We start from the raw sequence: 13,777 nt of genomic DNA, 5'->3' as shown, positions 1-13,777 counted from the left end.
CTATCGGTAATGCGATGTCGATGCGTGATCGGTGCCGTTTCGAGATCTGACTAGGCCGCGGCCTTGACCGCCCGGCCGACCTCGGCACGCAACTCCGCGTACTCCGGCGAACGTCGCAACTCGTCGGGATCGACACCGGATCGCGGCAGGTCGACCGCGATGTCGAGCGCCACCCGGCCCGGCCTGCGGGTCAGCACCACGATCCTGGACCCGAGGAATGCGGCCTCGTCGGCACTGTGGGTGACAAAGACGGTGGTCCTGCCGGACTCCGCGCTGACCTGACGGACGTCCTCCTGCAACCGCTCCCGCGTCAGCGCGTCCAGCGCCGCGAACGGCTCGTCGAGAAGGAACAGCGGCGTCTCCGCGGCGAGTGCACGGGCCATCGCGACGCGCTGCTGCTGGCCGCCGCTGATCTCCCAGATCCGTCGACCGCCGGTGCCTGCCAGCCCGACCCGGTCGAGCAACTCTTCCCGTCGCTCAGTTCGCCTGTCTCGCGGCACTTTTGCGTACTTCAACGCAAGGTCGACGTTGCCGCCGACCGTGCGCCACGGGAACAGCCGCGGCTGCTGGAACACCACCCCCGCGGTCACCCCCGGCGTCGGTGGCGATCCCGCAACCTGCACCGAGCCCTGGCTGGGCGACTCGAAGCCGGCGAGCAGCCGCAGCAGTGTGCTCTTCCCACATCCCGAGGCGCCGACGAGGACCAGGAACGATCCTGGCTCGACCGTCAGGTCGACCGGGCCCAGTGCGGTGACCTCGTCGCGCCCCTTCCCGTATCGGTGCGACACGGAGCTGATCCGGATCGCACCGTCCTGACGCGTCGCGGGTGCCGCATCACTGGGTGAGGACACCTGGAAGTCCCTTGGTGTAGATCGCGTCCTGGAACGTCTTCAGCGGTGTAGCGGCCGGGATCTGCTTCTGATCGGCGAGGAACTGCGACGCGCTCTCCAGGTTCACCGCGATGTTGCCCGGATTGCCCTCACTGCCAAGCCATTCCGTCGAGGCAATCTCTTCGGGCGTCAGGAACACGCCCTGCTTCAGCTGCCCGGCCGTCTCCTCGGGGGTGAGTCCGATTTCGGCGGAGACCGCCTTGGCGGCGGCGTCTGGATCGTCGGCGATGAGCGTCAGCGCGCGGGCCTCCTGCCGGCGCCAGGTGTCGACGACCTCGGGATTGGCCTCGGCGAACTCAGTGGAGACCACGCCGAGATCGAGTGTGGGCTTGCCGTCGGCTGCCAGCTGCTTGCTGGTGATCAGGTCCTTGCCGGTGGTCCGCAGCTGGTCCAGTGTCGGAAGCCAGGTGTAGGCCGCGTCGATGTCACCGCGCTCCCACGCCGCCAGTATGGCAGGCGGCTGCAAATCGACAAGCTGAACGTCGCTGGGCGACAGGCCATTCTGGCTCAAGGCGGCCAGCAGGCTGTAGTGGGCGGTCGACGCGAACGGCGTGGCGACCTTCTTGCCCCTGAGGTCGGCGATCGTATTGATGTTGGTTCCGTTGCGGGCGACCAGCGCCTCGTTGTCACCGGCGACGTCCAGGACGAACGCGACCTGATAAGGGATGTTCAGCGGCTCGGAGAGCCCGCGGGCGACAGGGCTCGAGCCGATCGCGCCGAAGTCGAGTTCCTTGGCGATGAACGCGGTGTTGATATCGGCGCCGGAGTCGAACTTGATCCACTTGATGTTGTAGTCCGGCAACGCCTCTTCGAGCCACTTGTTGTTCTTGACGATCAGGTCGCCGCTCGGGAACGTCTGGTAGGCGATACGGATCGTGGGCTTCTCTGGGTCATTGGTGGCCTGCCCTCCGTCCACCGCGCAGCCCGCCAGCGCGAGTATGGCCGCGACGAGCGCAACGAGAAGAGCCTTCAATTTCATATCTTTCCTCTCCAGGGAACAGCACGACGTTCGATTGACCTCAGTAGGCCGTCGATGACCAGGCCGGAGAATCCGATGGCGAAGATGCCGACCAGTACCACGGGGGTGTTGTTGTAATTGCTTGCGTCCTTGACCAATCCGCCGATTCCGGGGATCCCGTTGAACAGCTCCGCGGCGACCACCGACGAATACGCCATGCCGACGGCCAGCCGGATACCGGTGAACGTCTCCGGCAGTGCCGACGGGACGACGACGTCGCGGATGACGTCGCGCCGCGTCGCACCCAGCGCCCGTGCCGCTTCCTGCAGTCCCACCGGCGCGGCGACGACCGCCGCGGTGGTCGCGACGGCGGCCGGGGGCAGCGCGGCGAGCGCCAGCAGCGTGATCTTCGGCGCTTCGTCGATGCCGAGCCAGATGACCAACAGGAAGAAGTAGGCCAGCGGGGGAAGTGCGCGCAGGAAAGTCAGCCACGGTTCGAGCACGCTGCGCAACCAGCTGATCGACCCCATGGCCAGACCGAGCAGCACGCCGAACGTGACACCGATGACGACGCCGACCAGGACGCGGCGGAGCGTCATGTAGAGGTGCTCCCACAACAGGTACCCGGCGTAGCCACGGACCCCGTCGTGCGTGGTGGACACGTCGACAAAGGCGTGCCAGACCGTTGACGGAAACGGCACGAAGGTCTGGTTCCAGATGCCCGCCGATGCGGCCAGTTGCCAGACACCACCGAACACGACCACCGACAGCAGCGGCAGCGCGATCCGGGTCAGCGCTGCGCGCCAGCGACGACCGGCGCGTGGATCATCACCCGACGGCAGGCGGCCAGCGGTGCCAAGGTCGGGGTCGGGACTGATGTCGACGAAAACGGACACCGGCAGACATTGACGGATACGTCACGATCGGGGAATAGCTGCGCTCAGCACGAGCAAAAGTCCGGTCACCACGTCAGAACGGGTTTGACGACGTCACCGGCGTGCTGGGCCGAGACGGCGGCGTTGACGTCACCGTGTGGGAAAGCGGCGACCAGTCGCTCGATCGGGAATCGGCCCTGCGCATGCAGCTCGATGAGGTGCGGTATGAAGACCGTGGGAACCGAATCGCCTTCCAGGCAGCCGTGCACGCTCTTGCCTCGCATGACGAGGTCGCGCAGATCGATCTTGGGCACACCTGCTCCCAGACCGACAGCCACGGCGGCACCCCCGACGGCCAGCGCCGACACCGCATCGGCGAGCACGTCCGGCCGTCCGGTGGTGTCCAGCGCGTAGTCCGCTCCCCCTCCGGTCAGATCGCGAATGGCACGCACCGGGTCGTCGGCAGGATCCAGTGCGGCGCGCACGCCCAGGCTTTCGGCCAGTGCCCGGCGCTGCGGTGACGGTTCCACCACGATCACCGCCTCCACCTCGGCGGCCAAGGCCGCCAGCACGCCGGCCAATCCGACTGCGCCCGCTCCGAATACGGCGAGTGTGCGTCCGGGGCGGGGCCGCAGCAGATTGAGGACGGCACCGGCTCCGGTCTGGAAACCGCAGCCGAGCGGGGCGGCCAGCAGCGGATCGACGTCCGCTTCGACGACGACCGTGTTGTCCTCGGTGGTCAGCGCGTACCCGGCGAGGCTGGATTGACCGAAGAAGCCGTCCAGTACCGGCTGCCCGGCAACGACCCGGGGCGTGCCGTCGGCACGCGCACCGAACTGGTTGAGCCGCAACGCATCGCGGCAGTACGCGGGCCGCTGTGCGGTGCAGTTCACGCATCTGCCGCAGTGCCGGAAAGTCAGCACCACGCGGTCACCCGGCGTCACCGTGCCGACGCCGTCCCCCACTGCTTCGACCACCCCGGCGCCCTCGTGGCCGAGGAGCACCGGGCGATCCGAGGTCCCTGCAACGCGATTCACCAGGTCGGTGTGACAGATGCCGGCTGCCTCGATGCGCACCAGAATTTCACCGCCGCGCGGTTCGTCGACCTCGACGTCGGCAACGACGAACGGGTCCTCGTCGGCGTAGGACAGCGTCGCGGTGGTGGTCGGCATGCGCGTAACCGTAACCCGCACTTGACGCCCGTCAACCAGCACGCTGCGACCGACGGGTGGCCAACTCTTACACTGACCCTTTCCACCCGTCCCATGACGGCCAGAGGTGGGGATGTCCGAGCAGCAGGGCACCTCCGCCGCACCGTGAGCAAAGCCTAGATCGGATCGACATCGATGATCATCGGGATACCGCGAGAGTCCCAGCCCGGCGAGACACGCGTTGCCGCCACCCCGCAGACGGTCGGGCAGCTCATCAAGCTCGGTTACCAGGTACTCGTGGAGGCGGGTGCGGGTGCCGCGTCCAGCTTCTCCGATGACGCCTTCACCCAGGCCGGTGCCGGTATCGGCACGACCGAGCAGGTCTGGTCTGCCGACGTGGTGTTCAAGGTCAATGCCCCCGACAGCGCCGAGATCGCGGCGCTGCGCGACGGTGCCACGCTGATCGGCCTGATCTCTCCGGCGCTGAAACCCGAGCTCGTCGAGGAGCTGTCCTCGCGACGGATCACCGTGCTGGCCATGGACGCGGTGCCCCGCATCTCGCGGGCGCAGTCGATGGACGTGCTGTCGTCGATGGCGAACATCGCCGGCTACCGCGCCGTGGTCGAGGCCGCACACCGGTTCGGCCGGTTCTTCACCGGCCAGGTGACCGCCGCGGGCAAGGTGCCCCCGGCCAAGGTCCTGGTGGTCGGCGCGGGTGTCGCAGGGCTGGCCGCCATCGGCGCCGCGGGCAGCATGGGTGCCATCGTGCGCGCCACCGACCCGCGCCCCGAGGTCGCCGACCAGGTGAAGTCGCTCGGCGGCGAGTACCTGTATGTCGACAAGGAGGCCGCCGAGGTATCGGCCACGGGCTACGCCAAGGAGATGGGCGACGACTATAAGGCCCGTGAGGCGGCGCTGTACGCCGAGCAGGCAGGCGACGTCGACATCATCGTCACCACCGCGCTGATCCCGGGCCGGCCCGCGCCGCGCATCATCACCGCCGAGATGGTCGCGTCGATGAAGCCCGGCAGCGTGATCGTCGACATGGCCGCGGCCAACGGCGGCAACGTCGAGGGCACCGTCAAGGACCAGGCGATCGTCACCGACAACGGCGTGACGATCATCGGCTACACCGACCTTGCCGGCCGGTTGCCCGCCACCGCCTCACAGCTGTACGGCACCAACCTGGTCAACCTGCTCAAGCTGCTGACACCCGAGAAGGACGGCAATCTCACGCTGGACTTCGAGGACGTGGTGCAGCGCTCGGTGACGGTGGTCCGCGACGGTGAGGTGACCTGGCCGCCTCCACCGGTGCAGGTGTCCGCCGCTCCGGCGGCGGCCGCCGCGACCGCACCGGTCGAGGCGAAGCCCGTGAAGCCGCCGATGACCATGGCACGCCGCCTCGGGGTGACGTTTGGCATCGCGGCGGCACTGCTGGTGCTGATCGCGCTGTCGCCGGTCGCGCTGCAGGTCCACCTCACGGTGTTCGCGCTCGCGATCGTCATCGGCTACTACGTGATCGGCAATGTGCACCACGCTCTGCACACGCCGCTGATGTCGGTGACCAACGCGATCTCCGGGATCATCGTCGTCGGCGCACTGCTGCAGATCGGGCACGGGAACGTCCCCATCACCGTTCTGGCATTCCTGGCGATCCTGCTCGCCAGCATCAACATCTTCGGCGGCTTCGCGGTGACGCGTCGCATGCTCGCCATGTTCTCGAGGAGCTAGAAGCCATGTTCACTTTGGAAACCGCAGCGACTGCGGCCTACGTCGTCGCCGCCCTGCTGTTCATCCTCGCGCTCGCCGGGCTGTCCAAGCACGAAACATCCCGGGCCGGAAACAGTTACGGCATGGCCGGGATGGCCGTCGCGCTGATCGCGACCGTCGCGCTGGCCCTGGCCCGCCACATCGAGCCGCTGGGCCTGGTGCTGCTGGCCGTCGCCATGGTCATCGGCGCGGCAATCGGGTTGTGGCGCGCAAAGATCGTCGAGATGACGGGCATGCCCGAGCTGATCGCGCTGCTGCACAGCTTCGTCGGCCTGGCCGCGGTGCTCGTCGGCTGGAACGGCTACCTACACGTCGAAGGTGACGCCGCTGGTGCGGAGGCCGTGTATCTGGCAGGTGAGGGAATGCTCGGCATCCATTCGGCCGAGGTGGTGATCGGGGTCTTCATCGGCGCGGTGACGTTCACCGGTTCGATCGTGGCCAACCTCAAGCTGTCAGCGAAAATCAGCTCCTCGCCGATGATGCTGCCCGGCAAGAACTTCCTCAACATCGGGGCGCTGGTGGTGTTCTTCGCGCTGACCGTGTGGTTCGTCATCGACCCGCAGCTGTGGCTGTTGATCGTCGTCACGCTGCTCGCGCTGCTGCTGGGCTGGCACCTGGTGGCCTCGATCGGCGGCGGCGACATGCCGGTCGTGGTGTCCATGCTCAACAGCTACTCCGGCTGGGCCGCAGCAGCGTCGGGCTTCCTGCTGGGCAACGACCTGCTGATCATCACCGGCGCGCTGGTCGGCTCCTCCGGCGCCTACCTGTCCTACATCATGTGCAAGGCGATGAACCGCTCGTTCATCTCCGTCATCGCAGGCGGTTTCGGGATCGAGGCCGGCCCGGCCGAGGACAAGGACTACGGCGAGCACCGCGAGATCAACGCCGAGGGCGCTGCCGAGTTGCTCGCGTCGGCCAGTTCCGTGATCATCACCCCGGGCTACGGCATGGCCGTCGCCCAGGCGCAGTACGGCGTCGCGGACCTGACCCGCAAGCTGCGTGAACGCGGGGTCGAGGTCCGATTCGGCATCCATCCCGTCGCGGGACGACTGCCCGGCCACATGAACGTGCTGCTGGCCGAGGCCAAGGTGCCCTACGACATCGTCCTGGAGATGGACGAGATCAACGACGACTTCGCAGGCACCTCCGTCGTCCTGGTCATCGGCGCCAACGACACCGTCAACCCGGCCGCATCCGAGGACCCCGGCAGCCCGATCGCCGGGATGCCGGTGCTGACGGTGTGGAACGCCGACAACGTCATCGTGTTCAAGCGGTCCATGGCCTCGGGCTACGCCGGCGTGCAGAATCCGCTGTTCTTCCGGGAGAACACCCAGATGCTGTTCGGCGATGCCAAAGATCGGGTGGACGCGATCAACGCGGCGCTGTCGGTGGGCGAGAAGGTCTAGCGCACACGCCGCGGCTCACCGCGGCGAGGTGACGGTCACCTGGGTCCCACGGCCGGGGTCCGAGTCGATGCGCATGGAGCCACCCATCGCGTCGAATCGCGCCAGCAGGGATCCCAGCCCGATGTGGCCCTGCTCGAGTGCGGCCCCGACGATGTCGGGATCGAACCCCGAGCCGTCGTCAAAGATCGTCAGGATCACGTCCTCGCCGCGCTCGACCAGGCCCACCCGCACCGTGGTCGCGCCGGCGTGCTTGCCGACGTTGGTGAGCAGTTCCCGGGCAGCCCGGTACACCAGCGCCTGCGTCTGCGGCGTGCCGACGTCCTCCAGATCGGCGACGACGTCGACGTCGTAGCGGCACTGGAACTGCCGCAACAACTCCCGGATCCCCGCGGTGAGGCCGAGTTGCGCCAGCACCTGCGGGTGCAGTTCGGTGACCGTCGAGCGCAGCCCCGACGCGGTCTCCTGCAATGCCGCGTAGACCGCGTCGAGGGACGGATCCGGGTTGCGTTCACGGGCCTCATCGAGTTCCAGTCGCGCCGCCAGCAGGGTCTGCAGCGCACCGTCATGCAGGTGCTCGGCCACGGCACGGTTGTGCCGCTCGTCGGATTGCATTGCCTCCGAGACCAATTGCCGCCGAATAGCCTGGAGCGCGGTGAGGCGGGCGGCGCGGCGGGCCAGCACGAAGCTCAACGCCGTCGTCGCCACGGCCATCCACACCAGAAACCCGAAGTGGGTGTAGACCATGTTCGGCAAGCCCACCGTGTCGTCGCGTTTCGAGTAGAAGATCCACACCCCGAGATAGCCGAGCGCCGTGATGGCCCCGATGATCGCGGTCAGGCCCGGCCGGTCCTGGAACGCGACCGAGATCGGCAGCAGGAAGAACACCGGCAGCAGCGCCGAGGTGGCGCCGCCGGACACCAGGCACAGCGACACGATGACCGCCAGATCCACTGCGGTGGAGGCCCAGTCGGCCCAGCCGGGCACCGGGCCGCGCAGGACGGCCACCAGCCAGGCCACCGCCGCGACGGCGTACGCGCCGAGGATCCCTGCGTACAGCATGGGCAGCCAGTGCTGCACCTCCCAGATCCACACCAGCACCGCGATCAGTGCGATCAGCGGCAGGCGGAGAATCGCCGACACCCGCACCGGCTCGCTGACCAGGAAGTCGCGCACGGCACTCAGACGTTGCACCAGACCGGACACGCTAATCCAGCAGCTTGCGCCGCATCGCCTCGGCGACGGCGGCGCCCCGGTCACTGACTCCGAGCTTCTCGTACAGGCGTTGCACGTGCGTCTTGACCGTCGACGGTGCCAGGAACAGTTGCTTGGCCATCGCCGGTATGGTGCTGCCGGCCGCGATCATGACCAGTACCTCGCGCTCCCGTGGACTCAGCACAGGCCCCTCGGGTTCGGCTCGCCTGCGGATCTCACCGACCAGCCCCGCCGCCAGGCTCGGGGCCACGACGTCTCGGCCGCGCGCACAGTCCAGCACCGCGCTGACGAGTTCGCTGCGCGACGACTCCTTGGACAGGAAACCCGCGGCGCCCTCCTGGAGTGCGCGGTAGACGATCGCGGATTCGTCGTGCGCCGAGATCAACAGAACCCGGGTGGGTAGCTCCTCGCGCTGCACGGCGGCCGCCACCTGCGCACCGTCCATGCCCGGCATCCGGTAGTCCAGCAGCGCCACCCGGGGACGGTGCTCACGGATGGCCGCCAGCGCCGTCGTCCCGTCGTCGGCTTCGGCCACCACATCGATGGATCCATTCGACTGCAGAGCCCGCACCACACCATCGCGGAACATCGGATGGTCGTCTCCCACCACCACCCGTACCCGCTCGTCACCGGTCATCGGCCCACCATGCGGTCAGCTTCCCACAGCGATGACGTCGTCATCCTCAGATTGTGGCGCGGACCGCCTGCCGGTAGGCCGACTCCACATCCACGGCGATCTGGTCCCACGAGTACCGGGAGCGGGCACGGGTGCGGCCGGCCGCGCCCATCCCCTCCCGCCGGAAGGTCTCGGACTGAAGCCTTTTCAGCGCCACGGTCAGCTCACGGACATCGTGGGGCGGCACCAGAAAGCCGGTGACGTCGTGGATGACCACATCGGCCAGGGCGTCGACGTCGTGAGCGACGACCGCGACGCCGCCGGCCATCGCCGCCAGGACGACGCCCGGATCCGGCGCCGCCGTCGGGGTGCTGACGAGCACGTCGACGCCGCGCAGCGCCTTCGCAACGTCGTCGGTACGCAGATGCCCGAGGCAGGTCACCCGGTGGGCCACACCGAGTTCGGCGGCCAACTGCTGCAACGCCTTCCGGTCCGCACCGTCCGGGCGACCGGCGGGGCCGGTCGTTCCGACCACCAGCCGGCTGTCGCCGAGAGCGGGCAGCACCCGGAGCACGCGGGAGACATCCTCGTACAGCCGGTCATTCGGCGCCAGGCACCCGATACGACAGTGCGGGTCGACGGCGCGTTCCGCGGTGGCGGCGAAGCGCTCGGCATCCACTCCCGCGGGCACCAGCGAGACGCTCGACCGGTTGTGCCGCACCCGGGACAGCACCTCAAGGTCGGCGGAGCTGGCCACGGTCACCCACGCCGCGCCGCGAGCCAGCGCTGTCTCCAGCCGAGCGCGGTCCGCGGTCGGACCGGCCGGGGCCGCGACGCCGTGAAAGCTCTGTACCGTCGGCAGCCGGTGTCGGCGTGCCGCCAGCTGAGCCGCCACGCCGGGCAGCCACCCGTAGGCGTGCACGACATCGGGGACCGCGTGGCGCCAGGCATCCTCCAGCGCTGCGGCGAGTTCGCCCGACGCCGCGAGGGCGTCCCCGGCCGGAACCGGGGCCGCCCGGCCCAGGCCGATCGCGTGCACCTGATAGCCGGCTGCGCTCAGCGTCTGCTCACCCTGGTGCCGGATGTAGGCGGTCACCGCGTGCCCACGCTTGCCGAGTGCGGCGGCGAGTGCGCCCAGATCGTCGGCCTGGTGCGCGTCGTCGACGCAGCCTACGAGCGCGACACTCAACGGCGCCTCGGTGTCGAGCGGCGATCCCGCGTAGCGAACTGATGTCATCGTCCGGGCGCGATACCCGGGCCCGGACGGGGCTTAACGGCTCAGTGCAGGGCCCTTCGCGTGCTGGCCCGCCCGATTCGCCTCCCGGACAGATGCCCGCCGCGGCCTCCGGTCGCACACCTGCGGAGCAGTACTTCTTTACACGTGTCATATCGTGACGGTCATGGACTTCGCGATGTCAGCCAAGGGGCAGGATTACCACAAGCGGTTGACCGATTTCATGATCGAGTACGTCTTCCCCGCCGAAGAGTCCTACGAGGCGTACCGCCACGAGAAGGGACCGAACGATCACACGGTGCCGCCGGTGGTCGAGGAGCTCAAAAAGAAGGCCAAGGAGCAGGGATTGTGGAACCTGTTCCTGCCGTCGGAGTCCGGGTTGACCAACCTGGAGTACGCACCGCTGGCCGAGCTCAGCGGCTGGAGCATGGAGATCGGTCCGGAGGTCCTCAATTGCGCGGCTCCCGACACCGGCAACATGGAGACGCTGCATCTGTTCGCCAACGAGGAGCAGAGCAAGCAGTGGCTGGAACCGCTGCTCAACGGTGAGATCCGCAGTGCGTTCGCGATGACCGAGCCCGCGGTGGCCTCCAGCGACGCCCGCAACATCGAGACGACGATGCTGCGCGACGGCGACGACTACGTCATCAACGGCCGCAAGTGGTGGATCTCCGGGGCGGCCGATCCGCGCTGCAAGCTTCTGATCGTCATGGGCCGCACCAACCCGGATGCGGCCAGCCATCAGCAGCAGTCGATGATCCTGGTTCCCGTCGACACACCCGGCGTCTCGATCGAGCGCTCGCTGCCGGTGTTCGGGTACCAGGATCAGCACGGCCACTGCGAGATCTCGTTCGACAACGTGCGGGTGCCGGTGGCCAACCTGCTCGACGAGGAGGGCAGCGGTTTCGCGATCGCTCAGGCCCGCCTCGGGCCGGGCCGCATCCACCACTGCATGCGCGCGATCGGCGTGGCCGAGCGGGCGATGGCGTTGATGATCGACCGGGTGCAGACGCGCATCGCGTTCGGCAAGCCGCTGGCCGAGCAGGGTGTGGTGCAGCAGCAGATCGCGTTGTCGCGCAACGAGATCGACCAGACCCGGCTGCTGTGCCACAAGGCTGCCTGGACCATCGACCAGCACGGCAACAAGAGCAAGGAAGCCCGGTTGCAGGTGGCGCAGATCAAGGCCGTGGCACCGCAGATGGCGTGCAACGTGCTCGATCGGGCGATCCAGGTGCACGGCGCGGCGGGCATCTGCGATGACGTGCCGCTGGCCCGGCTGTACGGCTGGCACCGGGCGATGCGGTTGTTCGACGGGCCCGACGAGGTGCACATGCGCACCATCGCGCGTGCCGAGCTCGGCGCGGAGAAGTCGGCGTTCGCGGCGGCGGTGACGAAGTAGTGGTTGCCGTCGGCACCTCACGCGGCGGAGAGCTGTCGGGGGCATGGAACTTTCGTGACGTCTCCGAACAGACCGGTATCGCACCGGGCCGGTTCTACCGGGCCAGCGAACTGTCGAAGCTCGACGACGCGGGGCGCCAGACGCTGGCCGGCTACGGCGTCACCGACGTCGCCGACCTGCGCACCCTGCGCGAACTCGAGCGCCACGGGCCGGGGCTGGTGCCCACAGGCGTGGACATCCACCACCTGCCGTTCATCGAGACCACCGCCTCCGACGACGAAGCGCCGCACGAGCAGGCGTTCCAGCGGATGATGACCGACAAGCCCGACGGGGAGTCCGTCTCCGACGCCGCCGCGCGGTACATGACCGAGGAGTACCAGCGGATCGCCGCCGCCCCACTGGCACGCCAGGCGGTGAACCGGGTGGTGACGCTACTCGGATCGGACCGCACGGTACTGGCGCACTGCTTCGCCGGCAAGGACCGCACCGGCTTCACCATCGCCGTCGTTTTGGAAGCCGCCGGGGTCGATCGGGACGCGATCATGGCCGACTATCTGCGCAGCAACGTCGCCGTACCGCAGCTGCGCGAGACCATCCTGACCACGATCCGGGACCGGGCCGCGGAGATGCCCGAGGTGATGGAGATGGCGGAGGCGCGGCTGACCGATGCGGTGCTGGGGGTGCGTGAGGAGTACCTCGACACTGCGCGCCGGACCGTGGACTCCGAGTTCGGTTCGCTGACCGGTTATCTGGAGGCCGCCGGGCTCACCGACGACGACATCGGCAGGCTGCGCACGGCACTCAACGGCTGAGCTGCGTCGAATGCTTCCAACAGCTGAACTTGCGTAACGCCACGGCGACCGTGGGGCCCGAATTCCGCCGTGGCGTTACGCAAGTTCTGATGTCGGTACGGTCGCGCAGACTGCCGACATGCGGAGCCCTTTCTCGGCAGCGCCGCCCTTGCCGCGGGCGTGGTCACCCGCCATGCCCTGCGTTCGCAGTTTGTCGCACTCCACCGCGATGTCTACCTCCCCCGGGATGTCGAGCCGACCGCTCTCATCAGGGCCAAGGCATGCTGGCTACGTTCCCGGGGGCACGGTGTCCTGGCAGGCTTCTCGGCTGCGGCAGTGCATCGCTCGAAGTGGATCGACCCCAAGCTGCCGGCAACGGTGATCGACGACAACCGCCGGCGGACACCTGGGGTCGTCGTGTGGGCCGGCGTCCTCGACGCAGGCGAGATCTGCACAGTCGACGGGATGCGCGTGACGACACCGGTGCGCACTGCCATCGATCTTGCTCGCAAGTACCCGCTGGATACGGCTATCGCAGCGGTGGACGCCCTTGCGCGCGCGACTCGACTGAAGGTCGACACCATTGAGGACGCGGTTCGTCGATATCCCGGACGCCACGGTCGAAGCCGAGTCCTGGAGGTACTGTCCCTCGTCGACGCGGGAGCTGAGTCGCCGCAGGAGACGAAACTGCGGCTGACCGTCGTTCGCGCCGGGTACCCGCGACCCGAGACTCAGATCCCGGTCTACAACGAGTACGGGGCGCTCATCGGCAACGTCGATCTCGGATGGTCTGAGCACAAGATCGCGCTCGAATACGAAGGGCGGCATCATCGGTTGAGCCGCTACCAGTTCGACAAAGACATCCGCCGATTCGACGAAATGATCGAGCAGCGATGGATCATCATGCGGGTGACCGCAGCCGATAACGAACGCACCATCTTGCTCAGGCTCGCCGAGGCGTGGGCACGCCGAGTCAGAGAGGCACGCTAGACCGTCAAGGCGACGCCGACCGCCCAGGCCAGGGTCGCCAGCAGTGCGCCGGTGAGCTCGATGCCCACCGACAACGCGACCCCTTTGAGGGCGTGCACCGTGGACGCCCACGCGCGCGTCGTGTCCCGGCGGATGCCCAGCTCGGCGACGAAGACGCCCAGCACGAACCCGATGAGCAGGCCGACAACGGGGATGACGAAGAAGCCGACCACACCGGCGACACCGCCGACCACCAGCACCGATGTGCGGACCTCGGCCTGACGCATCCGCTTGACCGGCCACGTGTACTTGATCACCTGGAAGACTACGAACAGCGCCGCCGCGATACCGAACACCACCCACGAGACGAGTGTGTTCTCGACGTAGGCCCAGACGCCGATGGCTCCGATCACCAGGATGCCGCCCGGCAGCACCGGCACGATGATGCCGACGAGGCCGACGGCGATCGCCAGCGCAACGAGGACGAGGCCGGCGGTGCTCACGAC

The 13,777-nt window shown here is 68.1% G+C and carries 13 protein-coding genes; 5 read left to right on the top strand and 8 right to left on the bottom strand.

Annotated elements, in window-relative coordinates:
• Positions 1–50: 50 nt before the first annotated feature.
• The 4 genes from EL337_RS00590 to EL337_RS00575 all read right to left on the bottom strand — a co-directional run bounded on the left by EL337_RS00590 (position 51) and on the right by EL337_RS00575 (position 3,895).
• Positions 51–851: an ABC transporter ATP-binding protein gene (locus tag EL337_RS00590; protein ID WP_048634910.1), complete on the bottom strand. Its 801-nt coding sequence runs from the start codon at positions 849–851 to the stop codon at positions 51–53.
• Positions 835–1,869 (bottom strand): taurine ABC transporter substrate-binding protein, encoded by a 1,035-nt coding sequence (locus EL337_RS00585; protein WP_048634911.1) that lies wholly within the window; start codon positions 1,867–1,869, stop codon positions 835–837. The genes EL337_RS00590 and EL337_RS00585 overlap by 17 nt, the downstream gene beginning before the upstream one ends.
• The gene (locus EL337_RS00580; protein WP_048634912.1) at positions 1,866–2,744 is read right to left on the bottom strand and encodes an ABC transporter permease; all 879 of its coding nucleotides are present in this window, start codon (positions 2,742–2,744) and stop codon (positions 1,866–1,868) included. Before EL337_RS00580 ends, EL337_RS00585 begins: the two co-directional genes overlap by 4 nt.
• A 65-nt stretch (positions 2,745–2,809) precedes the next feature.
• Positions 2,810–3,895 (bottom strand): NAD(P)-dependent alcohol dehydrogenase, encoded by a 1,086-nt coding sequence (locus EL337_RS00575; RefSeq protein ID WP_048634913.1) that lies wholly within the window; start codon positions 3,893–3,895, stop codon positions 2,810–2,812.
• Between the two features lie 174 nt (positions 3,896–4,069).
• On the opposite strand from EL337_RS00575, the gene EL337_RS00570 reads away from it, so the two are divergent.
• Complete coding sequence (locus EL337_RS00570) at positions 4,070–5,605, top strand: Re/Si-specific NAD(P)(+) transhydrogenase subunit alpha (RefSeq protein ID WP_048634914.1); 1,536 nt, start codon at positions 4,070–4,072, stop codon at positions 5,603–5,605.
• A gap of 5 nt (positions 5,606–5,610) precedes the next feature.
• On the top strand, positions 5,611–7,050 hold the full coding sequence (gene pntB / locus EL337_RS00565; RefSeq protein ID WP_048634915.1) for a Re/Si-specific NAD(P)(+) transhydrogenase subunit beta: 1,440 nt from the start codon (positions 5,611–5,613) through the stop codon (positions 7,048–7,050).
• Positions 7,051–7,065: 15 nt separating this feature from the next.
• Here the strand turns inward: pntB and EL337_RS00560 are convergent, their stop codons facing one another.
• From EL337_RS00560 to EL337_RS00550, 3 genes are read right to left on the bottom strand one after another with little or no spacing between them, the layout of a single operon-like run.
• Positions 7,066–8,253: a sensor histidine kinase gene (locus tag EL337_RS00560; protein WP_083443258.1), complete on the bottom strand. Its 1,188-nt coding sequence runs from the start codon at positions 8,251–8,253 to the stop codon at positions 7,066–7,068.
• Between the two features lies 1 nt (position 8,254).
• Positions 8,255–8,899, bottom strand: coding sequence for a response regulator transcription factor (locus EL337_RS00555; protein WP_048634916.1), 645 nt, complete (start codon positions 8,897–8,899; stop codon positions 8,255–8,257).
• A 46-nt stretch (positions 8,900–8,945) separates the two neighbouring features.
• Positions 8,946–10,115, bottom strand: a complete 1,170-nt coding sequence (locus tag EL337_RS00550; RefSeq protein ID WP_048634917.1) for a glycosyltransferase — start codon at positions 10,113–10,115, stop codon at positions 8,946–8,948.
• Between the two features lie 163 nt (positions 10,116–10,278).
• On the opposite strand from EL337_RS00550, the gene EL337_RS00545 reads away from it, so the two are divergent.
• The 3 genes from EL337_RS00545 to EL337_RS00535 all read left to right on the top strand — a co-directional run bounded on the left by EL337_RS00545 (position 10,279) and on the right by EL337_RS00535 (position 13,292).
• Complete coding sequence (locus EL337_RS00545; RefSeq protein WP_048634918.1) at positions 10,279–11,511, top strand: acyl-CoA dehydrogenase family protein; 1,233 nt, start codon at positions 10,279–10,281, stop codon at positions 11,509–11,511.
• Positions 11,511–12,323: a tyrosine-protein phosphatase gene (locus tag EL337_RS00540; protein ID WP_048634919.1), complete on the top strand. Its 813-nt coding sequence runs from the start codon at positions 11,511–11,513 to the stop codon at positions 12,321–12,323. The genes EL337_RS00545 and EL337_RS00540 overlap by 1 nt, the downstream gene beginning before the upstream one ends.
• A 159-nt stretch (positions 12,324–12,482) precedes the next feature.
• Positions 12,483–13,292 (top strand): type IV toxin-antitoxin system AbiEi family antitoxin, encoded by an 810-nt coding sequence (locus EL337_RS00535; RefSeq protein ID WP_048634920.1) that lies wholly within the window; start codon positions 12,483–12,485, stop codon positions 13,290–13,292.
• Here EL337_RS00535 and EL337_RS00530 read toward each other — a convergent pair.
• Complete coding sequence (locus EL337_RS00530) at positions 13,289–13,774, bottom strand: DUF456 domain-containing protein (RefSeq protein ID WP_048634921.1); 486 nt, start codon at positions 13,772–13,774, stop codon at positions 13,289–13,291. The two genes, EL337_RS00535 and EL337_RS00530, sit on opposite strands and share 4 nt — an antisense overlap.
• Positions 13,775–13,777: the final 3 nt, after the last annotated feature.

It is taken from the genome of Mycolicibacterium aurum (genome assembly GCF_900637195.1).
In the GTDB taxonomy this organism is placed as follows: Bacteria; Actinomycetota; Actinomycetes; order Mycobacteriales; family Mycobacteriaceae; genus Mycobacterium; species Mycobacterium aurum.
The sequence above is the reverse complement of the archived record's forward strand: the minus strand, read 5'-3'. Positions and strand labels throughout refer to the sequence as shown.

Coding starts and splice junctions, on each gene's coding strand:
- EL337_RS00585 (WP_048634911.1), bottom strand. CDS start 1,869: ATGAAATTGAAGGCTCTTCTCGTTGCGCTCGTCGCGGCCATACTCGCG.
- EL337_RS00575 (WP_048634913.1), bottom strand. CDS start 3,895: ATGCCGACCACCACCGCGACGCTGTCCTACGCCGACGAGGACCCGTTC.
- EL337_RS00570 (WP_048634914.1), top strand. CDS start 4,070: ATGATCATCGGGATACCGCGAGAGTCCCAGCCCGGCGAGACACGCGTT.
- pntB (WP_048634915.1), top strand. CDS start 5,611: ATGTTCACTTTGGAAACCGCAGCGACTGCGGCCTACGTCGTCGCCGCC.
- EL337_RS00555 (WP_048634916.1), bottom strand. CDS start 8,899: ATGACCGGTGACGAGCGGGTACGGGTGGTGGTGGGAGACGACCATCCG.
- EL337_RS00550 (WP_048634917.1), bottom strand. CDS start 10,115: ATGACATCAGTTCGCTACGCGGGATCGCCGCTCGACACCGAGGCGCCG.
- EL337_RS00545 (WP_048634918.1), top strand. CDS start 10,279: ATGGACTTCGCGATGTCAGCCAAGGGGCAGGATTACCACAAGCGGTTG.